Source organism: Pseudomonas sp. Seg1, from assembly GCF_018326005.1.
Classification (GTDB): Bacteria; Pseudomonadota; Gammaproteobacteria; order Pseudomonadales; family Pseudomonadaceae; genus Aquipseudomonas.
In genome coordinates, this window is sequence record NZ_AP021903.1 from 6517540 (window position 1) to 6542527 (window position 24988).

Annotated in this window: 25 protein-coding genes; 15 read left to right on the forward strand and 10 right to left on the reverse strand. The window is 59.3% G+C overall.

Annotated features, from left to right (window positions below; translation table 11 throughout):
• Positions 1–77 precede the first annotated feature (77 nt).
• Positions 78–1040 carry a LysR family transcriptional regulator gene (locus KI231_RS29430; protein WP_103302748.1) on the forward strand — a complete coding sequence of 321 codons (963 nt, stop codon included), beginning with the start codon at positions 78–80 and terminating at the stop codon, positions 1038–1040.
• Here KI231_RS29430 and KI231_RS29435 read toward each other — a convergent pair.
• The 3 genes from KI231_RS29435 to KI231_RS29445 form a co-directional block, all read right to left on the reverse strand.
• Entirely contained in the window at positions 982–1185 is a 204-nt protein-coding gene (locus KI231_RS29435) for a PA3496 family putative envelope integrity protein (protein ID WP_103302750.1), read from the reverse strand. The genes KI231_RS29430 and KI231_RS29435 overlap by 59 nt on opposite strands.
• 235 nt (positions 1186–1420) lie before the next feature.
• Entirely contained in the window at positions 1421–2287 is an 867-nt protein-coding gene (gene hexR, locus KI231_RS29440) for a transcriptional regulator HexR (protein WP_213027025.1), read from the reverse strand.
• A gap of 127 nt (positions 2288–2414) precedes the next feature.
• Positions 2415–5288, reverse strand: coding sequence for a GGDEF domain-containing phosphodiesterase (locus KI231_RS29445; RefSeq protein ID WP_213027026.1), 2874 nt, complete (start codon positions 5286–5288; stop codon positions 2415–2417).
• 257 nt (positions 5289–5545) lie between these two features.
• Here KI231_RS29445 and uvrD point away from each other — a divergent pair, with 257 nt between their 5' ends.
• The 4 genes from uvrD to KI231_RS29465 all read left to right on the forward strand — a co-directional run bounded on the left by uvrD (position 5546) and on the right by KI231_RS29465 (position 9916).
• On the forward strand, positions 5546–7729 hold the full coding sequence (gene uvrD, locus KI231_RS29450; RefSeq protein ID WP_213027027.1) for a DNA helicase II: 2184 nt from the start codon (positions 5546–5548) through the stop codon (positions 7727–7729).
• 147 nt (positions 7730–7876) lie between these two features.
• Complete coding sequence (locus tag KI231_RS29455) at positions 7877–8317, forward strand: EamA family transporter (RefSeq protein WP_103302756.1); 441 nt, start codon at positions 7877–7879, stop codon at positions 8315–8317.
• Between the two features lie 177 nt (positions 8318–8494).
• Complete coding sequence (locus KI231_RS29460) at positions 8495–9370, forward strand: Tim44 domain-containing protein (RefSeq protein WP_213027028.1); 876 nt, start codon at positions 8495–8497, stop codon at positions 9368–9370.
• 138 nt (positions 9371–9508) lie between these two features.
• On the forward strand, positions 9509–9916 hold the full coding sequence (locus KI231_RS29465) for an SMI1/KNR4 family protein (protein WP_007995855.1): 408 nt from the start codon (positions 9509–9511) through the stop codon (positions 9914–9916).
• A 21-nt stretch (positions 9917–9937) separates the two neighbouring features.
• On the opposite strand, the gene KI231_RS29470 is transcribed toward KI231_RS29465, so the two are convergent.
• Complete coding sequence (locus KI231_RS29470; protein WP_213027029.1) at positions 9938–11701, reverse strand: cation:proton antiporter; 1764 nt, start codon at positions 11699–11701, stop codon at positions 9938–9940.
• Positions 11702–11981: 280 nt separating this feature from the next.
• Between KI231_RS29470 and KI231_RS29475 the strand changes: the two genes are divergently transcribed.
• Positions 11982–12464 (forward strand): acyl-CoA thioesterase, encoded by a 483-nt coding sequence (locus KI231_RS29475; RefSeq protein ID WP_003229693.1) that lies wholly within the window; start codon positions 11982–11984, stop codon positions 12462–12464.
• Positions 12465–12580: 116 nt separating this feature from the next.
• Here the strand turns inward: KI231_RS29475 and pdxY are convergent, their stop codons facing one another.
• Positions 12581–13453 carry a pyridoxal kinase PdxY gene (gene pdxY / locus KI231_RS29480; protein WP_166221993.1) on the reverse strand — a complete coding sequence of 291 codons (873 nt, stop codon included), beginning with the start codon at positions 13451–13453 and terminating at the stop codon, positions 12581–12583.
• Positions 13454–13570: 117 nt separating this feature from the next.
• Between pdxY and KI231_RS29485 the strand changes: the two genes are divergently transcribed.
• Entirely contained in the window at positions 13571–13984 is a 414-nt protein-coding gene (locus KI231_RS29485; protein ID WP_064389782.1) for a DUF3301 domain-containing protein, read from the forward strand.
• Position 13985: 1 nt separating this feature from the next.
• Here KI231_RS29485 and KI231_RS29490 read toward each other — a convergent pair whose 3' ends face one another.
• On the reverse strand, positions 13986–14957 hold the full coding sequence (locus KI231_RS29490) for a CobW family GTP-binding protein (RefSeq protein ID WP_213027030.1): 972 nt from the start codon (positions 14955–14957) through the stop codon (positions 13986–13988).
• A gap of 41 nt (positions 14958–14998) precedes the next feature.
• Between KI231_RS29490 and KI231_RS29495 the strand changes: the two genes are divergently transcribed.
• Entirely contained in the window at positions 14999–15355 is a 357-nt protein-coding gene (locus tag KI231_RS29495) for an NADH:ubiquinone oxidoreductase (RefSeq protein WP_213027031.1), read from the forward strand.
• Between the two features lie 4 nt (positions 15356–15359).
• On the opposite strand, the gene KI231_RS29500 is transcribed toward KI231_RS29495, so the two are convergent.
• Together KI231_RS29500 and zigA are read right to left on the reverse strand one after the other, a co-directional pair.
• Positions 15360–16010, reverse strand: a complete 651-nt coding sequence (locus KI231_RS29500) for a DUF1826 domain-containing protein (protein WP_213027032.1) — start codon at positions 16008–16010, stop codon at positions 15360–15362.
• A complete protein-coding gene (zigA, locus tag KI231_RS29505; RefSeq protein ID WP_213027033.1) occupies positions 16010–17215 on the reverse strand; it encodes a zinc metallochaperone GTPase ZigA in 1206 nt (401 codons plus the stop codon). Before zigA ends, KI231_RS29500 begins: the two co-directional genes overlap by 1 nt.
• 225 nt (positions 17216–17440) lie before the next feature.
• On the opposite strand from zigA, the gene KI231_RS29510 reads away from it, so the two are divergent.
• Positions 17441–17818, forward strand: coding sequence for a glutamine synthetase (locus tag KI231_RS29510; protein WP_213027034.1), 378 nt, complete (start codon positions 17441–17443; stop codon positions 17816–17818).
• On the opposite strand, the gene KI231_RS29515 is transcribed toward KI231_RS29510, so the two are convergent.
• Positions 17815–19017 carry an N-acetylmuramoyl-L-alanine amidase gene (locus KI231_RS29515; RefSeq protein ID WP_213027035.1) on the reverse strand — a complete coding sequence of 401 codons (1203 nt, stop codon included), beginning with the start codon at positions 19015–19017 and terminating at the stop codon, positions 17815–17817. The genes KI231_RS29510 and KI231_RS29515 overlap by 4 nt on opposite strands.
• Before the next feature lie 84 nt (positions 19018–19101).
• Here KI231_RS29515 and folE2 point away from each other — a divergent pair, with 84 nt between their 5' ends.
• From folE2 to KI231_RS29545, 6 genes are read left to right on the forward strand one after another with little or no spacing between them, the layout of a single operon-like run.
• Positions 19102–19998, forward strand: a complete 897-nt coding sequence (gene folE2, locus KI231_RS29520; protein WP_103302774.1) for a GTP cyclohydrolase FolE2 — start codon at positions 19102–19104, stop codon at positions 19996–19998.
• Positions 19995–20663, forward strand: a complete 669-nt coding sequence (locus KI231_RS29525) for a metal ABC transporter ATP-binding protein (protein WP_213027036.1) — start codon at positions 19995–19997, stop codon at positions 20661–20663. The genes folE2 and KI231_RS29525 overlap by 4 nt, the downstream gene beginning before the upstream one ends.
• Entirely contained in the window at positions 20663–21526 is an 864-nt protein-coding gene (locus KI231_RS29530) for a metal ABC transporter permease (RefSeq protein WP_213027037.1), read from the forward strand. The genes KI231_RS29525 and KI231_RS29530 overlap by 1 nt, the downstream gene beginning before the upstream one ends.
• An 11-nt stretch (positions 21527–21537) precedes the next feature.
• On the forward strand, positions 21538–22413 hold the full coding sequence (locus KI231_RS29535; RefSeq protein WP_213027038.1) for a metal ABC transporter substrate-binding protein: 876 nt from the start codon (positions 21538–21540) through the stop codon (positions 22411–22413).
• Positions 22410–22970 carry a gamma carbonic anhydrase family protein gene (locus tag KI231_RS29540; protein ID WP_213027039.1) on the forward strand — a complete coding sequence of 187 codons (561 nt, stop codon included), beginning with the start codon at positions 22410–22412 and terminating at the stop codon, positions 22968–22970. The genes KI231_RS29535 and KI231_RS29540 overlap by 4 nt, the downstream gene beginning before the upstream one ends.
• 3 nt (positions 22971–22973) lie before the next feature.
• On the forward strand, positions 22974–24305 hold the full coding sequence (locus tag KI231_RS29545; RefSeq protein WP_213027040.1) for a dihydroorotase: 1332 nt from the start codon (positions 22974–22976) through the stop codon (positions 24303–24305).
• An 80-nt stretch (positions 24306–24385) separates the two neighbouring features.
• Here KI231_RS29545 and KI231_RS29550 read toward each other — a convergent pair whose 3' ends face one another.
• The gene (locus KI231_RS29550; RefSeq protein ID WP_213027041.1) at positions 24386–24904 is read right to left on the reverse strand and encodes a DUF3617 domain-containing protein; all 519 of its coding nucleotides are present in this window, start codon (positions 24902–24904) and stop codon (positions 24386–24388) included.
• Positions 24905–24988 lie beyond the last annotated feature (84 nt).

The following is a 24988-nucleotide window of genomic DNA, read 5'->3' on the forward strand; positions in this document are numbered from 1 at the left end:
AAATGAATAAAAATTGGGTCAGGCATAAGTAAAGACTTATAGTCAGCGCATCTTCCCGCGTTCAGAGCCTGTAGAAAATGCGTAAGTCCTTGATGCGTATGACATTGCGTCAATTGCAGATCTTCAACGAAGTGTGCGATTTGCGTTCTTACAGCCGCGCGGCGGAGGAAATGTCGCTCACACAACCGGCTGTGAGCCTACAGATTCGTCAGCTGGAAGAGCTGATCGGCCAGCCATTATTCGATTACGTCGGCAAAAAACTCTACATGACCGAGGCCGCCGAAGCACTCCAACGGGCCAGTCGGGATATTTTCGGGCGCCTGGAAAATCTCGATATGCAGCTGTCGGACATGCAGGGCTCGCTGCAGGGCCAACTGAAACTCGCGGTGGAATCCAGCGCCAAATACTTCGTGCCGCACCTGTTCGCAGCGTTCAAGCGCCAGCATCCGGAAGTGAACCTGCAACTGACCGTGGTCAACCGGGGCCAGGTGATTCGCCGCCTCTCCGACAACCGCGACGACCTGGTGATCATGTCGATGGTGCCGCAAGACATGGGCCTGGAGTTTCTGCCGTTTCTCAATAATCCGATTGTTGCCGTGGCGCGTCCGGATCATCCGCTGGCACACATGGGCCCGTTGCGCTTGCAGGACCTTGAACCGTACACATTGCTGATTCGCGAACCGGGTTCGGGTACACGTTTGGCGTGTGAGGAGTATTTCAAGGAAAAGCGCGTGCACTTCACTCAGACCCAGGAGGTCGCTTCGGCCGAAGCCCAGCGCGAATGCGTGTTGGCGGGTCTGGGCCTGGCGCTGTTGACGCGCCACGCCCTGAACCTGGAACTGGCGACCGGCGGCCTGGTGGAGTTGCCGGTCGAGGAGCTGCCGCTGTTTCGCAGTTGGTGCCTGGTGCAAGCGAAGGCCAAACGGCTGTCACCGGTGGCGCACGCCTTCCTGGCGTTTATCCGCAGCGAGCGCGTGCAGATCAGCGCGCTGGTTGAGCGTTTCGACGGGAAGCTGCGGGCGCTGCCTGCCAGTGATTGATTTCGGGAAAGTCGCCGATTTCGGCTTGAAGCTGACGAAGTTCGAAGCGATCTTCGATAGCGCGGCGAAACTCCATGCGGCGCTGGTCTTCCTGCTGACGACGGGTTTTCGCGGCGCTGTTGCGTTCTTCGTAAGGCTGAGCCATTTCGAGTCTCCCAAGGCGTTTACGGGAGTTTCACGATAGGCGTGAGGGATGACGGTTTGGCTGCCGGAGGATGACAGTCCAATGAATTTGCGTTGTTTTTTGCGGACGCCATCGCGGGCAAGCCCGCTCCCACAGAGCTTTGTGTCGAACACAATATTTGTGAAAACCACCTGCCACTGTGGGAGCGGGCTTGCCCGCGATTAAGGTCGGAACGAGCTTACGATGACGTCAGTCATCAGTCATCCAGCGCTTTCACCGCTTTCGGCGACAGCCGCAAGCTGCGCAGGCTGCGCTTCACACTCTTCAGGTGATTGACCAGGCTCGGCCCGCGCGCCATGGCCACGCCCATCGCCAGCACGTCGATCACCACCAGATGGGCGATCCGCGAGGTCAGCGGCGTATAGATTTCGGTGTCTTCGTGCACATCGATCGCCAGGTTGACGGTGGACAGCTCCGCCAACGGCGTCTGGCTCGGACACAGCGTGATCAGCGACGCACCGCTCTCGCGAACGAGGTTGGCGGTGATCAGCAGGTCTTTCGAACGCCCGGACTGGGAAATGCAGATCGCCACGTCCGTCGGCTTCAACGTTACCGCCGACATCGCCTGCATGTGCGGATCGGAATACGCCGCCGCCGTCAGCAGCAGGCGAAAGAACTTGTGCTGGGCATCCGCCGCCACCGCGCCTGAGGCACCGAAGCCGTAGAACTCGACACGCTGCGCCTGCGACATCAGCGTCACCGCGCGCTGCAACTCCACCGGATCGAGCTTCTCGCGAACCTCCATCAGCGTGTGCAGCGTGGTGTCGAAAATCTTCAGGCTGTAATCGGCGACCGAGTCGTCTTCATGGATCGCGAACTGGCCGAAGCTGGCACCCGCCGCCAGGCTTTGCGCAAGCTTGAGCTTCAGATCCTGAAAACCGGAACAACCGATGGCGCGACAGAAGCGCACGACGGTCGGCTCACTGATGCCGACGCTGTGGGCCAGGTCGGCCATGGAACTGTGCATCACGGCCGCAGGGTCAAGCAGCACGTGGTCGGCGACCTTGAGCTCCGACTTGCGTAACAGGTGACGTGACTGGGCGATGTGTTGCAGCAGATTCAAGGGGCTGGACTCTTCTTATGGTCGGGGATGTAGCAAGCTTGTAGTTATACTACATGAATCGGCTTTTTGCCTGCTCAATGCGTAACTCCATGTCCCCATATCAGGCGCGATGGCATCCATGTAGCCCTTAATCCGGGTTTTCCTGTTCGCGCAAAAGCCCGGCCAGCCCGGCAGCTTCCACCGGTCGGCTGATCAGATAGCCCTGCACTTCATCGCAACGTTCAGCGCGTAAAAATTCCAGCTGCTCCTGCCGCTCAACCCCTTCGGCCACCACTTTCAGTGACAAGCCATGAGCCATGGCAATGATTGCCCGAGTGATTGCCGCATCTTCACTGCCCTCGCCCAGGCCACGAATGAATGCCTGATCGATCTTCACGTAATCCACCGGAATGCGCTTGAGGTAACTCAGCGACGAATAGCCGGTGCCGAAATCATCGATGGCCAGTTTCACCCCCAGATCGCGCAGTTGCTGGAACGTCGCGATGATGTGTTCAACGCTGTCGAGCAACTGGCTTTCGGTGAGTTCCAGCTCAAGGTAGTGCGGCGCCAGCCCGGTTTCTTCGAGCACCTGACGCACCAGGCTGACCAGTTTGCCCTGACGCAGTTGATGCACCGACAGATTCACCGAAACACGAATCGGCGCGAGCCCCTGTCGCTGCCATTCGCACGCCTGCCAGCAGGCCTGACGCAACACGAACTCACCGATCGGCCCGATCAGACCGGTCTCCTCGGCCAACCCGATGAAATCCCCCGGCGGCACCCGACCCATCGTCGGATGATCCCAGCGCACCAGCGCCTCCGCCGCATTCAGGCGTCCCGTCTCCAGACACAGCTTCGGCTGGTAGAACACCTTCAGTTGCTTCTCGTCGATGGCTTTGCGCAGCTGGTTTTCCAGTTGCAAACGCTCAAGGGTGCTGGCCTGCAAGCTCTCGGTGTAGAACTGGAAGTTGTTACCGCCCAGATGCTTGGCATGTTGCATGGCCATATTCGACTGACTGACCAGCGCGGAAATCTCCCGCGCATTGTCCGGCAGCATGCTGATGCCCATCGACGCGCTGACCACCAGCTCATGCCCTTCCACAGTCAGCGGCAGACGCAGCTTGGCCGACAACCGCGTGGCGACACGGGCCAGACTCGACAGGTTGCCGTAGGCATCGAACAGCACGGCAAATTCATCACCGGAAAGGCGCGCGATGGTGTCGGCTTCCGGTAAAGCATTAATCAGACGACGGGCCATTTTCTGCAGCAACTGGTCAGCGATTTCATGACCGAGGCTGTCGTTGAGCAACTTGAAGCGATCCAGATTGATGTGCAGCAGCGCCAGACTGCGCCGCCCGCCCTGCCGGACCCGCTGATGCGCTTCGTGCAGACGCTCGCGGAACAGCGAGCGGTTGGCCAGCCCGGTGAGTTCGTCGTAGTGCGTCAGGTAACGCATGCGCTCTTCGGATTCGCGGCGAGCGGAAAGATCGGCGAAGAAACCGACGATATGACTGACATTTCCCCGATGATCGCGCACCGCGTTCAGTTGCAGCCACTGCGGGTACAACTCGCCATTCTTGCGGGTCTCCACCAGTTCGCCCTGCCAACTGCCGTGCTGTTCCAGCGCGTGACGGATCGCTACGTAATGCCGACGGGCATCGCGGCTGCATGGCAGCTCGACGACGTTGCGCCCGAGCATGTCGTCGATGTCATAGCCGGTGACCCGACTGAAGGCCTGATTGATCGCGATCAACGCGTAGTTCGGGTCGAGAATCACGATGCCTTCGCTGGCCGCTTCAAACACCGTCGCCGCCAGCCTCTGCTGCTCTTCAAGGCTTTTGCTGGCACTGATGTCGCGACGCGTGCCGACCATCCGGATCACTTGCCCGCTGTCGCTGCGCTCCACGGCGCGACCACGGTCTTCGATCCACACCCAGTGGCCATCGCCGTGACGCACGCGATACTCGATCTGATAATCCTCGGTGCGCCCCTTCAGATGTTCGACCAGCGCATGCTTTAGCGGTGGCACGTCTTCCGGGTGCAAGCGCGGCTTGAGGTCACGCAGGATCGCCGTGACGTATTCCGGGGCGAGGCCGAACAGTTCCTGGATTTGCGTGTGATGGACTTCATCGGTTTGCAGATTCCAGTCCCACAGTCCCAGCTCACTGGCCTTCAAGGCCAGCGCCAGGCGCGCTTCGCTTTTGCTCAGGGCCTGATTGGCGGCATCCAGTTCACGGCTGCGCTGGGCGACGCGATCCTCCAGCTCGACCTGCGCTTCGCGCAACTTGCCCTCGGCACAGCGGCGATGGTCGATTTCCGTCGCCAGCTCTTGATTGAGCTGCTCGCTGCGCGACTGCGTTTGCTGCAGGTGTTCGATCAGGCGCTGATTCTGAAAGCGCCGCAGCAAGCTGCGATCAATCAGCCGATTGACCTGCCACGCCACCACGCTCAATGAGCCCAGCAGGATCAGCCCGAGCCAGCCCCAGCCTCGCGCCAGTTCATCGCCGCCCCAGAACAGAAAACCAATCGCCGGCAACAGACACGGCAAGGTAAACGACAGAAACGCTGGAAGGCTCACTGCATAGGCGACGCTGGCTGACAGCGTCGCGGCGCCAATCAGGCCGAACACCCAGGCTTGCTGAATGAAGTTGTCTGCAGGCACCAAAGCGATGCCGGCACCGGCCAGGGTCAGGCCGGTCATGGTCGAACCGATCAGGAACATCCGGAACCAGATCGGTTGGGCCTGACGGTTGGGGATCGCCGAATCGAACGCCGCGACCTGAATCACCCGCAACGCCACCAGCGACAGCAACCACACCAGCCAGACGCTGACCACGAAATAGCGCTGCGGGCTCCAGAGCAAACCGGCGCAGACCAGACCATTGATCAACATGAAAAGGGTGGGCAACAAGGAGCCCTGATACAGCAGGCGCGTGCGCTCCACCGCCATTTCAACGGCATAGTGCTTGCGGATAACCCGGGGTTCCACGGAGGGGCCCGACAGTTCGGCGCTGAGGGTCATGGGCAACGTTCTTGTTCTTATAAGGAGGGCGTGCGCCCGAAACGTGGACGGAGCATACACAAGCCGCCCCCTTTGCCAAACTGCTCCAGATCATAAATCGGGCGAAACTTTACCCGCCTCTCTCGCCGGTAAAACCCTCCAAGCGAGACGGACCAACGCCTGTAGCCGGTGACCGACCGGTCGTCATCGGCAGCACTTTCATCGGCTAATGCAAAGCTCGGTTTGCCCGGGCCTGCGGCGCACCCTAGAATGCCCCGATGCGCGATGATCTCTCCCTTCTGCTGAACTCTCTCAACGATGCCCAACGCCAGGCCGTAGCCGCCCCCGTTGGCCGTCAGTTGGTCCTGGCCGGTGCTGGCTCCGGTAAAACCCGAGTGCTGGTGCACCGTATCGCCTGGTTGATCCAGGTCGAAAACGCCTCGCCCCACTCCATTTTGTCGGTGACCTTCACCAACAAGGCCGCTGCCGAGATGCGTCATCGCATCGAGCAGTTGCTGGGTATCAACCCGGCCGGCATGTGGGTCGGCACCTTCCACGGCCTGGCGCACCGCTTGCTGCGGGCGCACTGGCAGGAGGCCGGGCTGAGCCAGACCTTCCAGATTCTCGACAGCGATGACCAGCAACGCCTGGTCAAGCGGGTGATCCGCGAGCTTGGCCTCGACGAACAACGCTGGCCGGCCCGTCAGGCCCAGTGGTTCATCAACGGGCAGAAAGACGAAGGTCTGCGTCCCAAACACATACAAGCCAGCGGCGATTTGTATCTGGCGACCATGCGCGGCATTTATGAGGCCTACGAGGCCGCGTGTCAGCGCGCCGGCGTCATCGACTTCTCCGAACTGCTGCTGCGCGCCCTCGATCTGTGGCGCGATCACCCGGGCCTGCTGGCGCATTATCAAAAGCGTTTCCGGCACATTCTGGTGGACGAGTTCCAGGACACCAACGCCGTGCAGTACGCCTGGTTGCGTCTGGTCGGCAAGGGTGGCGACAGCCTGATGGTGGTCGGCGACGACGACCAGTCGATCTACGGTTGGCGCGGCGCGAAAATCGAGAACATTCATCAGTACTCGTCCGACTTCCCGGATTCGGTGACCATTCGCCTGGAGCAAAACTACCGCTCCACCGCTGGCATTCTCAAAGCCGCCAACGCTCTGATCGCCAATAACACCGGTCGTCTCGGCAAAGAGCTGTGGACCGATGGCGGCGATGGCGAAGCGATCAATCTGTACGCCGCGTTCAACGAACACGACGAAGCACGCTACGTTGTCGAAACCATCGAAAGCGCGCTGAAAACCGGCTTGGCTCGTAGCGATATCGCGATTCTGTACCGCTCCAACGCTCAATCGCGCGTTCTGGAAGAAGCCTTGCTGCGTGAGCGCATTCCCTACCGCATCTATGGCGGCCAGCGCTTCTTCGAGCGCGCGGAAATCAAGAACGCCATGGCCTACCTGCGCCTGCTCGAAGGTCGCGGCAACGATGCCGCGCTGGAACGGGTGATCAACGTTCCGGCTCGCGGCATCGGCGAGAAAACCGTCGAAGCGATCCGCGACCACGCCCGTCACAGCGATGTGTCGATGTGGGAAGCGATGCGCCAACTGGTCGCCAATAAAGGCCTGACCGGTCGCGCCGCCGGTGCGCTGGGTGCTTTTATCGAACTGATCGAGAACCTCGCCGCCAAGTGCATGGAGATGCCGCTGCACCTGATGACCCAGACTGTCATCGAGCAATCGGGGCTGATCGCTTATCACGAAGCGGAAAAAGGCGAGAAAGGCCAGGCCCGGGTAGAAAACCTTGAGGAGCTGGTCAGCGCCGCGCGCAACTTCGAGAACACCGAAGACGACGAAGAACTGACGCCACTGGCGGCCTTCCTCGGCCACGCTTCGCTGGAAGCCGGCGACACGCAGGCTGACGAGCATGAAGACAGCATTCAGTTGATGACGCTGCACAGCGCCAAAGGCCTGGAATTCCCTTACGTGTTCCTGGTGGGCATGGAAGAAGGCTTGTTCCCGCACAAGATGAGCCTGGAAGAACCTGGCCGTCTCGAGGAAGAGCGGCGCCTGGCCTACGTGGGCATCACCCGGGCGATGCAGAATCTGGTGATGACCTATGCTGAAACCCGACGCCTGTACGGCAGCGAAACCTACAACAAGGTCTCGCGTTTCGTGCGCGAAGTGCCGAAAGGTCTGATTCAGGAAGTACGCCTGTCGAACAGCGTCAGCCGACCGTTCGGCGGCAATCAGTCGATGAGCGGCAGCAACCTGTTCAGCGGCAGCGAGATTCCGGAAACGGGGTTCAGCCTTGGGCAAACAGTTCGTCACTCGATATTCGGTGACGGCGTGATCCTCAACTTCGAAGGTGCAGGTGCACAGGCCCGAGTGCAGGTGAACTTCAGCGAAGGCAGTAAGTGGCTGATGCTGGGGTACGCGAAGCTGGAAGCGATCTAAAGGCAGCCCGTCGTTGCTCATCGTTCCCACGCTCGGCGTGGGAATGCATCCCGTGACGCTCCGCGTCACTGTGGACGCGGAGCGTCCATGGCGGCGTTACCACGCAGAGCGTGGGAACGATCGCACATGAACACTGGAGGCAACACCATGGGCTCAGGCTTCTTTTCTTCCTGGACATTCTGGGCCCTGCTCTCGGCGACTTTCGCTGCTTTGACGGCGATCTTCGGCAAAATCGGCATCGAAAACGTCAATTCCGATTTCGCCACCCTGCTGCGCACCATCGTGGTACTCGTCAGTCTGGCCTTGATTCTGTACGCCACGGGCCAATATCAGTCGTTGGGATCGATATCCGCCAAGAGCTATCTGTTCCTGTTGCTGTCCGGTCTGGGCACCGGCGCGTCGTGGCTGTGCTACTTCCGCGCGTTAAAGGTGGGCCCGGCTTCACTGGTCGCTCCGGTGGACAAGCTCAGTGTGGTGTTGGTGGCGGTACTTGGCGTGATGTTGCTGGGTGAGAAACTCGATCTGCGCCAATGGGGCGGTATCGGCTTGATCACTGCCGGTGTGGTGATGCTGGCGTTTCGTCGCTAGGCAACATTTCCCGCTGAACCTATCCCTTTTTCCTACAGACAAAAGTACAGGGTCCTATTGCCGCGACCGAGCTGAACGTAAGCTGTCAGGCAAAAGCCCGAAACACTCTCTCGCTAGCCAGTGCCACTTGAGCTGTGCAACATGGCGCGCGTGTCTCCACAAACGGGAATTCCCTTTATGAAACGTTTTCTTAGCATCGCCATGGCGTTGTGCATCGGCCTGACGATGAGCCTCGACGCCAATGCCAAGCGCTTTGGTGGTGGCAAAAGCGCCGGCGCTGCGCCGACGCACCAGACCAGCCAGATGGCTCCTTCTTCTCCAGGCATGGGCGGTGCTGCGGCGACCGCGGGTGCTGCCGGTGCCGCCGGTGCTGCTGCCAAGGCTGGCGGCGCTTCGAAATGGCTCGGCCCTCTGGCCGGCATCGCCGCCGGTGGCCTGCTCGCTTCCATGTTCATGGGTGGCGGCTTCCAGGGCATGCAGATTTTCGACATCCTGATCATGGCCCTGATCGCGTTCGTGATCTTCCGCTTCATCGCCGCTCGTCGACGCAGGCAACAGGAGCACCTGGCTCCGGCCGGCGCGCCGATGCAGCGTGAGGCATTCGAGCAGAAGCCTGCTGGCATGGGTTCGATCTTCGGTGGTTCGGCTGCTCCGGCTGCCGCCCGTCCGGTAATCAACGCGCCAGCCTGGTTCAACGAACAGAACTTCCTGGCCGCTGCGCGCAGCCACTTCCAGTCGCTGCAGCAACACTGGGACGCTAACGAAATGGACAAGATCGCCGAGTTCGTGACCCCGCAAATGCTTGAGTTCCTCAAGCGTGAGCGTGCGGATCTGGGCGACGGCTTCCAGTCGACCTACATCGACAACCTTCAGGTGCAACTGGACGGCGTGGATGACCGTGCCGACAAGACCATCGCCACCCTGACCTTCAGCGGTGTGTCGAAGACCTCGCGTTTCGACCAGGGCGAAGTCTTCAGCGAAAGCTGGAACATGGAACGTCCGCAAGGCGAAAACCAGCCTTGGCTGGTAGCCGGTATCCGCCAGAACGGTTGATCCCTTCTGCGTCAGGCAACGGTTGAAGAAAACCCCGGACTTGTCCGGGGTTTTTCTATTTCGCGGTTGCATCTATAGCGAGCTACTGTATAAACCGGCCCATATAAACCGCGCCATTCAAGCAAGAGGATCCCGGACGTGGAAGAAATCATCGAACAACTGCGCGAAGCCAACGAACCCGTACCGGTTCCATTGGAGTTGCCTGACGAAGACCAACTGGTGGAAGTCGAAGAAGAACTCTTCATCAACATTCCGTTCGTCTTCAAAGAGTTTTTGCTGACCGTCAGCGACGTGGTTTACGGCAGCCTGGAGCCGGTGACTGTCACCGACCCGCAATCGCATACCTATTTGCCGGATGTGGCAGCGAATGCCTGGGACGCCGGCGTGCCGCGCGATCTGATCCCGATCTGCCAGGACGGCGACAACTATTACTGCGTCGAAGAAGACGGCACCGTGGTGCTGTGGTCCGGCGAAGAAGAGCTGATCACCGAAGAATCCTGGGAATCGGTGTGGCACTGGGCGCGGGACGTCTGGCTGGAAAGCTGATTCGCCCAACGCGCCAAGTGGTCAATGCCCCGACGACTCCTTGTGATTGTCGAGGGTTTCCAGCAAAGCCACCTGCATCCGTGTGTGCACGCGGATGAACCAGCGCCAGAGCAGCGCCGCCACGGCGGCCGCGACCACGGCGATCAGCACGAGCAACTTGTTGGTCGGCAGAATACTGGCCGACAAGGCTGCCAGCAGCAGGAAAATCACCAGCAGCGAGAGAATCGGGATCACCTCGGAGATCACCCGGCGCACTCGCTGCGTGTGCCTTCCGGCCATCTCCGGCTTCACGCCCATCTCGGCCAGCAGCATCGACAACGCCTTGAGCTTGCGATAGGCGGCGATCAGGAACGGCAGCGACACCATCAAGGCCCCGCCCCAGATCAACGCCTTCTGCCAGCTCGGATCGTTGATCCAGTCGTGCAGCGACAGCGAGATGCGTTCTGCGAAGTACGCTCCGGCGAAGAAGATCGCAACCACCAGCGCCAGATTGACCCCCACCTGCAACAGAATCCGCCGGATCATCGACGCCAGCATGGCGCCTTCGCCTTGCGGCTGGATGCTGCGCAGCCACTCGCCGTACATCCCGAACACACGCCCGAGACGCTTAGGCATTGCGGCGGACAGCTTGATCGACAGGGGGTCAGCCGCGCGAATGAGGTAAGGCGTCAGCAGCGTGGTGATGACCGACACCGCCACGGCCACCGGATAGAGGAAGTTGCTGGTGACCTGCAAAGTCATCCCGAGCGCGGCGATGATGAAGGAAAATTCGCCAATCTGTGACAGCCCCATCCCTACCCGCAGTGAGGTGCGTCCGTCATTGCCGGCGATAAACGCACCGAGCCCGCAGGACAGCATCTTGCCAAGCACCACCGCTACAGTGATGACCGCAATCGGCCACGCGTACTGGAGAAGAATCATCGGGTCGAGCATCAAGCCGATGGCGACAAAGAAAATCGCGCTGAACAGGTCACGAACCGGCTCGATCAGCCGCTCGATCTTCAGCAGTTGCCGCGACTCGGCCATGATCGCGCCGATCAGGAACGCGCCCAGCACCATGCTGTATTCGAGCTTGACCACCAGCAGGCAGAAGCCGAAACACAGGCCCAGCACGGTGATCAGCAGCATCTCGTTGCTTTCGAATTTGGCGACGTAGGCCAGCAAACGTGGCACCAGCAGAATGCCGATGACCAGTGCGACGATCATGAACAGCGACAACTTGCCCACCGTGGAGAACACTTCGCCGGAACTGACGGTGCCGCTGACCGCGATGCTTGAGAGCAAAGCGATGATGCCGATGCCGAGAATGTCCTCGACGATCAGCACGCCGAAGATCAACTGCGCAAAACGCTCGTTCTTCATCTTCAGATCATTGAGCGCCTTGACGATGATGGTGGTCGAGGAGATCGCCAGAATTGCGCCGAGGAACAGCGAATCCATGGTGTTCCAGTCGAACCAGCGACCTATTTCATAGCCAATCCAGATCATCAGGACGATTTCGAGGAACGCCGCAATAAACGCCGTGGCGCCGACCTTGAACAGCTTGCGCAGGCTGAACTCCAGCCCGAGACAGAACATCAGGAAGATCACCCCCAGCTCGGCGAGGGTCTTGATGGTTTCTTCATCGTGGATCAGGCCGAATGGCGGGGTGTGCGGGCCGATGATGAATCCCGCGACGATGTAGCCCAGCACCACCGGCTGCTTGAAACGGTGAAACAGGACAGTCACCACACCCGCGACCAACATGATCACTGCCAGGTCCTGAATAAAACTGATGGCATGCATGGCGTGGGCTCCTTGAATGACGAGGCTCGCAGTCAGGCGTCAGAAAGATCTGAGCGAGCAGGGTAAAAATCCGCTTTTCGTGTGGGAATTGCCCTTGGGGTGGGCTTTTGCAGGGTAACACCGCGACTTACGCCTGAAAGGCGGTGCAATATATGGAAACAGATCGATCCCGGCGTGACGGCGGCCAGTCGCCCGGCGTCCCGATAACGGTGCTTTTGAAAAGCGACCAGGCGCCCGCAGAGGCGCTTCCAGCAAACCAGCCTTGATCCGTGAGAACGTTATGGAACCCGGAAACGCCCAGCTGTCGATGACGGTACTGATGACCCCCGACATGGCCAACTTCTCTGGCAATGTCCACGGCGGCACCCTGCTCAAATACCTCGACGAAGTGGCCTACGCCTGCGCGAGCCGTTATGCCGGCCGCTACGTGGTGACGCTGTCGGTGGATCAAGTGATTTTCCGCGAGCCGATTCATGTTGGCGAACTGGTGACCTTCCTCGCGTCGGTCAACTACACCGGCAATACCTCGATGGAGGTCGGCATCAAAGTGGTGACGGAAAACATCCGTGAGCGCTCGGTGCGCCACACCAATAGCTGTTTCTTCACCATGGTCGCGGTGGATGACCAGCGCAAACCGGCCGCCGTGCCGCCGCTGCAACCGCAAAACAGTGAAGACAAACGCCGCTACATGCAGGCTCAGCAGCGCCGGCAGATTCGCCAAGAGCTGGAAAAGCGCTATCAGGAGATCAAGGGCGACGCCTGAGATTGGTAGCGCTCTGACGAAAGCTTTCGCGAGCAGGCTCGCTCCCACATAGGATCGGTGGCGTACACAAAACCAAATGTGGGAGCAAGCCTGCTCGCGAATGGGGTAACGCGGTCTTACAGACTGATCGCGGTCGCCTCGAACTTCACCCGCGGATGCGCAATCCGATCCTGCGCCCGCACCAGTTGCAGCTCATAACTGGCGCACGCCTGAGTCTCCAGCAGCACTTCATGCACTGCCGCCGCCGTGAATTCGAACGCAGCGACCAGACTGTCTCCCAGTAAAACCCGCGCCAGGAACAATCCGGACGTCAGGTCGCCCACGCCCACCGGCTGACGCGGAAATGCCAGCAGCGGGCGACGCAGATGCCAACTGCCCTCGGCGGTTACCAACAACATCTCGAAACCATCCGCCGGCTTGCCCGGGTAATCCAGATGCTTGACCAGCACGGCTTTCGGCCCACGCGCCAGTAGCGCCCGCGCCATCGCCAGGCAATCGAACAGCGACTGCGGCTTGCGCCCGGAGAAGCTGTCCAGCTCCAGTTGATTCGGGCACATGAAGTCCGCCACGGCGGCCGCCTCGTCCAACAGAAAGTCGCTGACTTCGGCGGGCACACTGCAACCCTTCTCCGGATGCCCCATCACCGGATCGCACAGATACAAAGCCTTGGGATTGACCGCTTTGATGCGCGCCACACCACTGAGAATCGCCCGGCCCTGCGCCGCGCTGCCGAGATAGCCGGACAGCACCGCGTCGCAGTTGCCCAGCTCGCCGATGGCCGCGATGCCTTCGATCAATTCGGGAATCTGCTGCGGCGGCAGCACTTCGCCCGCCCATTGGCCGTACTGCGTGTGGTTGGAAAACTGCACGGTGTTGAGTGGCCAGACATTCACCCCGACGCGCTGCATCGGAAAAACCGCAGCGCTGTTGCCGGCGTGGCCGAACACCACATGGGACTGGATGGCGAGCAGATGAGGCGTACGTTTCATTCGGGTTTTTCCGTAAAACGATTGAAATTCAAGCCGCGCAGTATGCGACGAAACGCAGCCTGTACGACAGACCGGCGACGCAGTTAAGCTGACGCTATCTTTTGGAGTCCCTTGTTGATGCTGACCCTCGAAAACATCTTCGTGCTGATGCTGTTCGCCGCTGCCGGCGCCTGGTTGTGGCACAACCATGGCTTGCGCGAGCGGGCGCTGGAACGGGTCAAGCAACATTGCCTGAACGTGCGTGTCGAGCTGCTCGACGGCAACGTGGCGCTGAAGAAAATCGGTTTCATCAAGGACGCCAACGGCCGTCGACGTCTGGCGCGGGTGTACAACTTCGAGTTCACCGTGACCGGCGAGACCCGTCACAACGGCACCATCACCCAGTTTGGCGCGCACAGTGCGCAGATCGAGCTAGCGCCCTACCCGGCACCGTTCGACGATACGCCGCCGGTGGTCGAGGTGCACAAGCCCCGGGCCGAGGTGATCGAGCTGAGTCAGTGGCGGCAGGAACACACCAAGTGGAAGCCGTGAATCAGCTCGGCTGAATCCGGCACTGCGCCAACCCGGCCTGCAACTCGGCGATGCTCTGTGGATCGGCGAAAATCAGTTCGATCCGTGAGTCCTTGCGCCATTCACTGATTTGCCAAACCAGCGCTGCGTTATCCAGAGCATTGGCTGACGTCCAGCCATCGGTGCTGTGGATAACCATTTTCGCTCTGTTCCAGGTAAGACCGCTGAGCCAATCGTCGAGGCTTTGTCGATCGAATGTCTGGCTCGGATGCCAGCGCCAACCGACACTCCATCCGCCCTCCTGCGCCTGACTCAGACAAATCGGCAGCGTCGGGTCGCTCCAGAGCGCCGGCATTGGCGCGGCACCGTTTGGCATGATCAGGTTATCCACAGCTGCCACCGCTTGAATGGCCAACCCCGGCAATTCGCTCACTGACAGTTGTGCCTGCTGTGTCCAGATCTGCCTGACTGGCGGCAACTGACTGGATATCGTCTGTCGGGCGGCTTCATCCAGATTTTCAGCCTTGTTCAGCAACAGCAAACCGGCGCTGGTCAATGCTTGCTGTTGAGCTGCCGGCAACGGTTTACCCGCCTGGAGTGCTTGAGCATCCAGTACCAAAACACACGGCTGAACCGTCAGTACACCCAGCCATGGCGCCTCGCTCAGTTGCTTGAGCAATTGCGCAGGATGGCCCAGTCCGGACGGTTCTATAAACAGCCGATGCGGCCTGGCTTTGCGCAGCAACCGTCCAAGGCCGATCTGAAACGGCGCACCATTCACGCAACACAAACAGCCCCCGGCCACTTCGCCCAGTGCGATACCATCGCCGTCGCTGGTCAGCAGCGCGGCATCGAGGCCGATCTGACCGAACTCGTTGATCAGCACCGCCCAGCGCTCATCCGCCGGCCGTTGCGCCATGAGCTGGCGAATCAGGCTGGTCTTGCCAGCGCCCAGCGGGCCTGCGATGACATGGGTAGGAATGTTCTGCAACATGGCTGGCACTTGTCTGAGGAGAGTTTCTGAGGGGGTCGAAGATGCGTTTAAACGGATGGTCGTTGCTGTTGCTGCTGGTGTCGAGCGAAGTCCTGGCCCAGGCCTGCGTGGTGCATAGCCAAGGCGAACGGCTCGACGTCAAAGTCTGCCAGCAGAACCGCAACATCCCGGAACAACTGTTTAACGACGGCTTCTGTCAGCCAACGCTGGCCGGGCAAAAGGTCGACGTGCAGTACGTCGATCAATGCCCGAGCGGGGCATTTGGCGTGTGCAGCAACGCCCAAGTCGCCAATATGCCCTATCGCCAGGATATCCACTATTACGGCGTCGCCACCGATGCGGCCTACTTGAAGCCGTATTGCGAAAGTCAGAGCCAAGGCGCGTGGCTCAAGCCTTGAAGCGCTAGCCGAGCCAGTCGAGGGTCAGCATCAACCGACGCTCGCCGGGCGCCAATTGCGGCGAGCGGTGGATCAGCCCGAAACCTTCGTTGCCGTGCCATTTTTCGCCTTTCAATAGCGCCACTTCGCCACTCTTGAGTCGCTGAATCTGCCGGGACTCGTGCGGCTCGGCGTTTGCCTGGCCAAGCTGACGACGATCCATTGCCCCTTCCTTGAGCCATTCACTGCCAATGCCCGCATAGGTCGTGATCAGCCGCACCGGAACATGGTCGACGTGGAAACGCGGGCACATGGCCTTATCCAGCACGCGCAAGCGCAGGCCAATACGCCGCGCACCGAGCAGGCAGGCGAACGCGCCGACCAGCCATTTCAAGTCAGCGATAAAGCCTTCGTAGCCCTCCAGATCGCGGAAGCTTGTGGCCAGCCCAGTGAGATCAGGATCGGCGTCTTCGTCATTGATCTCCAGGCACAGCGACTCGGCCAAGGGTACGTTGAGTGACAACAGCACACTGGCAAAGTCGGCGATGTGCAGCGGTAATTGACGCTGCCATATGGCGAGGTTTACGTCATCTTCAAGAATCCGTATCAGTGCTTTTGGCGTATTGCCTTGATGCTGATGACGCGTACGGTCGTGGAGCATTTTCAACGCGAGCATCAGGCCACCTCTGCGTGCCAAGGGCCAAACGGATCCGCCAGCAACCGCCAGCCTTCCACACCGAGCGCCATTTCCTCGTCGGTCAGCAGGCAATCATCGAGTTCGCCTGAGAGCTGAGGGAAATTGATGTTCTGGCCGATGAACACCAGCTCCTGACGACAATCTCCGACGCTCGGCGTCCAGTTTTCCATGATCGCCAGGGTGCTTTCCTGATCTTGCGGCCACTGGTCTTTTGGCACAAAACGCCACCAACGCCCGGCAAAACCATGACGCATCAAACCGCCGGCCTGCGACCAACTGCCGGCGTCATTCGGCTTGCTGGCCAGCCAGAAAAAACCTTTGGAGCGCAGCAATTTGCCGTTGAGCCACGGGCGGTCGATGAAGTTGAAGAAGCGTTGCGGGTGAAAGGGACGGCGCGCGCGATAAGCAGTGGATGCGATGCCGTACTCGTCGGTTTCCGGGACGTGCGCACCGCGCAATTCCTTTAACCAACCCGGCGCTTGTGCGGCTTTCTCGAAGTCGAAACGGCCGGTATTGATAATGCTCTCCAGCGGTACCTCCCCCATCACCATCGGGATGATTTCGGCGTGGGCGTTGAGGCGCTTGAGAATGGCGACCAGTTCTTCACGCTCCCGCTGGCTGATCAAATCGATCTTGCTGATCAGCAGTACATCGGCGAATTCGATTTGCTCGATCAACAAGTCGGTGATGGAGCGTTCGTCCTCTTCGCCAAGGACTTCTCCGCGGGAGGCGAGACATTCTGCGGCCTGATAGTCGAGGAGGAAATTCACCCCGTCGACTACAGTGACCATGGTGTCCAGCCGGGCGATATCGGCGAGGCTTTGGCCCTGCTCATCGCGGAAGGTGAAGGTCTCCGCGACCGGCAGAGGCTCGGAGATGCCGGTGGATTCGATCAACAAGTAATCGAATCGTCCATCGCGGGCCAGTTTGCTGACTTCTTGAAGCAAGTCTTCGCGTAACGTACAGCAGATACAGCCATTACTCATTTCCACAAGCTTTTCTTCAGCGCGGTTCAGGCTTACATCACGCTGAACTTCGCTGCCATCGATATTGATCTCGCTCATATCGTTGACGATGACTGCCACACGCAGCCCTTGCCGATTACGTAGTACGTAATTCAAAAGTGTACTTTTTCCGGCGCCTAAAAATCCGGAAAGAACGGTCACAGGCAGTGCGGCTGACATTGGGTAATCCTCGACAGGTGGCAGCCGATCTGCGCTTTTGCGTAGCGCTGGACGTTTTTGGGCTTCAAACAATGGATTCGCAGGAAGCTAAACGCTTGAAATCGACCGAATCAGGCTCAGTTAAAATTGATGTTATAGTATAACAATATGAATTAGCCAGCCCCGCCCTTGCTCTTCACGACCAAGAGTCGGAAGCTGCGATCAATACGCCGCTCAGGAAATGTCATGAAAGAAGCGCTGAAATGCTCAATATTGAGTCTGGCGTTGTTAACTGCCGCTAGCGCCTGGGGGAAAAATCCCGCGCCCGCCACCTGCACGCGTAGCGCCAATCTGCTGGCCTGCATGGATGCCGACGGCAATGCCTACAGCGTCAACACTGATGGCAGTACGCTCTACCTGCGAGGTTTCGAAAAGAACGGCCAACGTTATTGGGCACAAACCAACAGCCGCTTCGGCCAACTGACGTTCTTCACCGGTATCGCCTCCGACGGTGAAGCGTGGGTGGGCTACACCCGACGCGTGGGATGGACGACGATCAATCGTTTCTCCAGCTCGGGAGGCAGTAGCGCAAAATTTACCTGTAGCCGGATTAGCGGCTGCTAAACCAGGCTTTTGGGCTGCTCCTGCTGCCAGGCCAGAAAGCTGTCGATCGGCGGATTTTTCTGAAAGTAGCGCTGCAAGCCCTCGTACAACCCGTCCGCAATGGCCTGCTGATGTCTCTTGGTGACTAAACGTTGACTGTCGCGAGCATTGGAAATGAAGCCGGTTTCCACCAGGATCGATGGCACATCGGGTGACTTGAGCACTGCAAATCCTGCCTGTTCCACACGCTTCTGATGCAGTGTGGTAATCCCCGCCAGACTCTCCAGAATCTTGCTGCCAAGCTGCAAACTGGCAGAAATGGTGGCGTTCATCGACATGTCGAGGATGACACCCGCAAGCATCGGATCCTTGTCTTTGAGGTTGAGCAGACTTGTTGCGCCAAGCAAATCCGCACCGTTCTCGCGCTGCGCCATGAACCGCGCAGTCGCCGATGTCGCACCACCTTCGGAGAGGCAGTAAACCGATGCGCCTGAGGCCGTCAGTCGCGGCGCTGCGTCAGCATGCACGGAGATAAACAGGTCAGCCTTATGCTGACGGGCAATCTCCACCCGCTTGCGCAAGGGCACAAAAAAGTCGTCGTTTCGCACTAGTTTTACGTCAAAGCCCTTCTCTTTTTTCAGGCGCTTGGCGAGCATCTGAGCGATTGAAAGTACAACGTCCTTCTCACGCTCACCTTTCGCACCAACTGCGCCGGGATCTTTGCCGCCATGGCCAGGATCGACAACCACAATGATGTCGCGCTTTCGATGGACCTTAATCGCAGGTGTTTCACGTGGAACCATTGCGACTGTCGACTCTTGTTTTGCGCTGACCAGATCCAGAACCAGACGATGACCTTGACCATCCTGAGGGGCCAACAGGAAGCTGTTAACCAGCACTGGAATCTTCAGATCGAGAACGATACGGGTGTCGCCCAGCCCCGTTTGCCCTGATCGAATCGAACGAATCACCGTGTCGTTGAGAGCCAGTTGGCTCAAATCTCCACTGAGCGTTGCACCGCTCAAATCAATAATAAGCCGCTCTGGTGCGCTGAGGCTGAACGCCTTGTATCGAACAGGTGCGCTTAAATCGAACACCAACCGAAGCTTTTTATCGGAGCGCCAGAACCTCGCTTGGCGGATTTGTGTCGCGGAGCCACTTATAGGTAAAGCGAAGGCGGCGCTGGCTAGAATCAGAGTGAGCAAATGACGTCTGTGCATATGAAAGCCTGTTCATGAAAAAGGCATCGTGATTTGAATTGTTATAATGTAACATCCAATTCAATCAACACGATGGTTCCGAACATGAATTCGCTGACACTCCCGGATATCGCCGCACAATCTGCTCGCCAAGCCTTGCCGCTCGAATGGGTGGGCATGTGCGGCATAGCGCTACCGGTCTTGTTAGATGGCCAACGCTTGACCGCGAAGGCTGATGCAGGCGTGAGCCTTGACGATGGTGAAGCGCGCGGTATTCACATGTCGCGCCTGTATCTGGCTTTGGAAGCCCTTGAGGAGGAGAACCTCCGCCCTGCTCTATTGCGCCGACTTCTCCAGTTTTTCCTCGACAGCCACCATGGTTTATCCACTAACGCCTACCTGAATATTCATACCAATTTGCTGCTGAAAAGGCCGGCGATGGTCAGTCCTCTGGCTGGGTGGAAGTCCTACCCCGCGATCATTTCAGCCAGCCTGAAAAACACAGTGTTCCACGTGGAACTCAAAATCGAGGTGCCATACTCTTCAACTTGTCCATGCTCAGCAGCCTTGGCGAGACAATTGATCCAGCAACAATTCATCAATGATTTCGCCAACAAGCCACTGCAACATGCCGAAGTTCTAACCTGGCTAGGCTCGTCCCAAGGCATTGTTGCCACGCCACACAGTCAACGCAGCACCGCCCAACTGCACGTGCACCTCGACGAATTTATAGACGAGTTGCCGCTGAGCACGATCATCAACGACGCTGAAGCAGCGCTCGGCACCGCCGTACAAACGGCGGTGAAACGTGCGGACGAACAAGCCTTCGCCTTGGCCAATGGGCAGAACCTGATGTTCTGCGAAGACGCCGCACGCCGATTGAATCTCGCGCTACGCCGCTCCCCGGGAGTCAGCGCACTCCACCTGCGAGTGATTCACGCCGAAAGCCTCCATGCCCATGACGCTGTCGCGGAAAGCACCTGGCACCGGGAGCTAGCATGATTCGCTGCCAGGACCTGAGCTGGGGCGCACCCGGCCAAGCACTCACTTCGCCTCTGACCCTTGAGCTTGAAAGCGGCAGTCTGACGGCAATCATCGGAGCCAATGGTTGTGGCAAAAGCAGCCTGCTGAAAGTCATTGCCGGACTGCAAAAACCCTTGGCAGGACAGGTCACCCTGAGTGTTCCACGTCAAAGTGGTGTGTCCTTCCTCCCACAACAACAGCATCTGGATCGTCAATTCCCGATCAGCCTTCAGGAACTGGTTGCCGCGGGATTCTGGGGTCGCAGACTTTCCACCCAATTGCGTGCCCAACGCCTCGCCGCGGCATTGGAAGCCTGGCACCTGAATGGCCTCGACAATCGCCCGCTGATGGCGCTGTCCGGTGGTGAACTACAACGCGCGCTCCTCGCGCGATTGAGCCTGACCGACTCGCCTGTGCTGCTCCTCGACGAACCCCATGCTGCACTCGATGAACTGGGTCAACAGCTCCTGTGGCAACACATCCACGCCTGGCACGCCGAAGGACGAACGCTGGTCTTGGTCTGCCATGACCTCGCCGCCGTTCGCCAACACATCCCGAAAACGTTGCTGATCAAAAACCGAATTTGCGTTTACGGCGCGAGCGCAGAACTCATCCAGCAATCCCCGCACATGCAGGTGGCCTGATGCTCACTGTCACCCTGTGGCAACCGTTCAACGAATTCGTCTTCATGCGTCGCGCATTGCTTGGCGGCCTGGTGTTGGCCTGCAGCACTGCGCCGCTTGGGGTGTTCTTGATCCTGCGGCGCATGAGCCTGATTGGTGACGCCGTCGCCCACGGCATCCTCCCCGGAGCAGCACTTGGCTTTTGGTTCGCCGGCCTGAGTTTGCCGGCGCTGACACTGGGCGGTCTCGGAGCAGGCCTGAGCATGGCCGGCCTCGCTGCATGGATTACCCGCCGTACCGGCCTGCGTGAAGACGCAAGCCTGGCGGCGATCTATCCCATATCGCTGGCCTGCGGTGTGTTGATTCTGGGTATTGCCGGTAAACGCCTCGACCTGCTGCACCTGTTGTTCGGCTCAGCATTGGCCGTCGATGGCCCAACCCTCACCGGCATGTTGTGGGTCTCGGCATTCAGCTTGATTGCCATGATGTTTATCTACAAACCGCTGCTGCTCGACACCCTCGATCCATTATTCCTGCGAACCGTCAGCCGCCTCGGCCCACTCGCCCACGGCGTGTTCCTGACCCTGGTCGTACTGAATCTGGTGATCGGATTCCAGGCAATCGGCGCGCTCATGGTCGTCGGATTGATGATGCTACCCGCCGCTGCCTCACGTTTCTGGAGTCGACGCTTGCCGATCCTGATTGCCATCGCCGCACTCCTCGGCTGCTTGTCGGTGTGGCTCGGCTTGTTGCTGTCTTTCTATTACTCGCTACCCAGCGGCCCGGCCATCGTATTGGTAGCCGGCGTCGGTTATCTGCTGTCCGTGGTGTTCGGACCGGTACATGGGCTGCTGCGCCGCCCACCGTTGCTCACATCCCAATGAGGTGTTTCCCGATGCGTGTTCTACTCGTGCTGTTCAGCCTGATGCTGTCGATGTCGTTGTCGGCGGCGGAGAAATTGCCAGTGGTCACCAGTTTCAGCATCCTCGCCGATATGGTTCATCACGTCGGCGGCGAGCACATTCAGATCACCAATCTGGTCGGCCGGGACGCTGACGCGCACACCTACGAACCGACGCCGGACGACGCCAAAGCGTTGCTCAAGGCCAAATTGATCTTCAAGAACGGTTTGGGTTTTGAACCCTGGCTTGATCGTATGGTAACGAGCAATGAAACCAAAGCCGCCATCATCAGTGCCAGCCATGGCGTGATTCCGCGTTCGCTGGATGAGGACGGCGAAACCGTTCCCGATCCACATGCCTGGCACAATCTGGCCAACGCCGAGTTGTACATCGCCAACATCACCAAGGCGCTGATCACCGCCGACCCGGCGAACAAGGCGGACTACGAGCGCAACAGCCAATCCTATTTGAAGCAGATCTACGCCCTGCTCGCCGAAGCCAAGGCCAAACTCGGTTCGCTGCCGCCGGGCAATCGCAAGATCGTCACCAGCCACGATGCCTTCGGTTACCTCGGTCAGGCGTACGGCATCGACTTCATGGCACCGCAAGGATTGTCCACCGAGCGTGAACCGTCAGCGGCGGAAGTGGCGGCGCTGATTACCCAGATCCGTCAGGCCAACGTCAAAGCGGTGTTCATGGAAAACATCAAGGACGCGCGCCTGCTCAAACAGATCGCCGACGAAAGCGGCGCACACATTGGCGGCACGCTCTACTCCGATGCCCTGGCTGCCAGCGGCCCGGCCAGCACCTTCACCGGGCTGTTCGAATACAACCTCAACACCCTTTACGACGCGCTGAGCCAACCATGATCCGCAAAAACCCTTCAGGCGATCTGCCGCAAATTGCCGAGTCGGCCTACGTCGATAAAACCGCGATCATCTGCGGCAAAGTGCTGATCGGCGAAAACGTCTTCGTCGGCCCCTATGCGGTTATCCGCGCTGACGAAGTCGATGCGTCTGGCGAGATGGAGCCAATCACCATCGGCGCCAATTCGAACATTCAGGACGGCGTGGTCATCCATTCCAAGTCCGGCGCGGCGGTAACCATTGGCCAATACACGTCCATCGCCCACCGCTCGATCGTGCACGGCCCCTGCGTGGTCGGCGACCGAGTATTCATCGGCTTCAACAGCGTGTTGTTCAATTGCGTAGTCGGCAATGGTTGTGTGGTGCGCCACAACTCGGTGGTCGACGGTCGCGACTTGCCGGACGCGTTCTACGTGCCCTCCACTACGCGCATTGGCCCGAATACCGATCTCTCGTTATTCCCGCCGGTGAGTGTCAGCGCCTCGGAGTTTTCCGAAGACGTGGCGCGAACCAATGTCGATCTGGTGCGCGGCTACAAAGCCTTGCAGAACGAGTTCTGAACCATGAGCAGTGTGCTGATCCGCAACGCACGGCTGGTCAACGAGGGACGGGAGTTCGACAGCGATCTATTGGTCAGCAACGGTCGCATCGTCAAGATTGCCCGCAGTATCGAAGGCGAAAACGCGAGCGTGGAAATCGATGCCAGCGGCCAATGGCTGCTGCCGGGCATGATCGATGACCAGGTGCATTTCCGCGAACCCGGCGCGCCGGCCAAGGGCAGCATTCATACCGAATCGCGCGCGGCAGTCGCGGGTGGTATCACCAGTTTCATGGACATGCCCAATACCCATCCGGCGACTCTCACCCTCGAAGCACTGGCCGACAAGAAGCGCCGAGCGGCAATCAGTTCGGTGGCCAATTACGGCTTTCACTTCGGAGTCAGCCAGAACAACCTCGACACCGTGGCCGCGCTCAATCCTTGTGAGGTGGCCGGGGTCAAAGTATTCATGGGCGCCTCGACCGGCAACATGCTGGTGGATGAACCGCAAATTCTTGAACGGCTGTTTGCTGAAGTACCAACGATCCTGCTGGCTCACTGCGAACACACGCCGAGCATCGACACCAATGCGGCCAGACTGCGTGAACGGTTCGGCGATCGTTTGCCGCCAGAGGCGCATTCGCTGATTCGCAATGCTGAAACCTGTTATCGCTCCTCCTCGCTGGCCGTGGACCTGGCCAAACGTCACGGCACTCGCCTGCACGTTTTGCACCTGAGCACCGCTCGCGAACTCGAACTGTTCGAGGACAAACCGCTGGCGCAAAAACGCATCACCGCAGAAGTCTGCCTGCACCATTTGTTGTTCGATGATCGCGACTATCCAAACCTCGGCAACCTGATCAAATGCAATCCGGCGATCAAGAGCCAAGCCGACCGCGATGCATTGCGACAGGCATTACTGAGCAATCGACTGGATGTGATCGGCAGTGATCACGCGCCGCATACCTGGGCCGAAAAGCAGCGACCCTACGCCGAGGCGCCGTCGGGTTTGCCATTGGTGCAGCATGCGCTGCCGGCGTTACTGGAACTGGTGGCGGATGGCGTGGTGCCGCTGACTACGCTGGTGGCGAAGACCAGTCACCGCGTGGCGGACCTTTTTGCCATTCCGGATCGTGGTTATCTGCGCGAGGGCTATTGGGCAGATCTGGTATTGGTTCAACCGCAGATGTCGGAGGTGTCTCGACAACCGATACTGTCGCAATGCGGATGGACACCGTTTGCGGGTCGAAGCTTTCGGCATCGGGTGAGCACAACGCTGGTGTCGGGGCAGATCGCCTGGCGCGAGGGTCGCGTGAATGATGGGTGTCGGGGATTGCCGCTGCGGTTCATGCGTTGATTTTACTGACGCCTTCGCGGGCAAGCCCGCTCCCACAGGATCACGCTGAACCTGTGGGAGCGGGCTTGCTCGCGAAGCTTTTAAGCTCTTGGTTTGACGGCGCCGCAATCCTGACCCAACCACACCGCGCGGGTTTCCAGGCTGCCCTTCTGATTGATACCGATCGCGTTGAACGTACCGTTGGCGACCGTGGTGAACTCCCGATCGCTGAGGAACGTCGCTACACCCGTACCCTGCGCTTTCGGGCAGCTGAAACGAAACTTCCATTGGTTGCCGCTGCGCTCGGTGATCTGCTGCTTGCAACCCGATTGCGGATCGGCCAGCGGAATATCGTTGGTCGCCACTTGCTCAGGTGTCAGGCAAGCGCGGATCCCCTTGCCGCCGATATTGATGCCGTTCTTCTCCAGCGCCGCCCGCTGCTGCGGGGTCATCTGGCCCTGAAGCTGGCCAAGGATCGATTGCACATCCATCGGCTGATCATCGACCTTCACATTGCTTGAGGTCATTTCCCACAGACCCGGCTGCAGCATTTGCGCCTGCGCAATCACCGGCAATGCCAAACCCAGGCCCAGCGCCAAACCCAGCAAACAAACGTTCATCGAGTAACTCCTGATCAGTAGTGGCCGTTAGACGTCGGCCGATTGCTTCGGTTCATGCACCAATTAAATAGCGACATTCGCCAC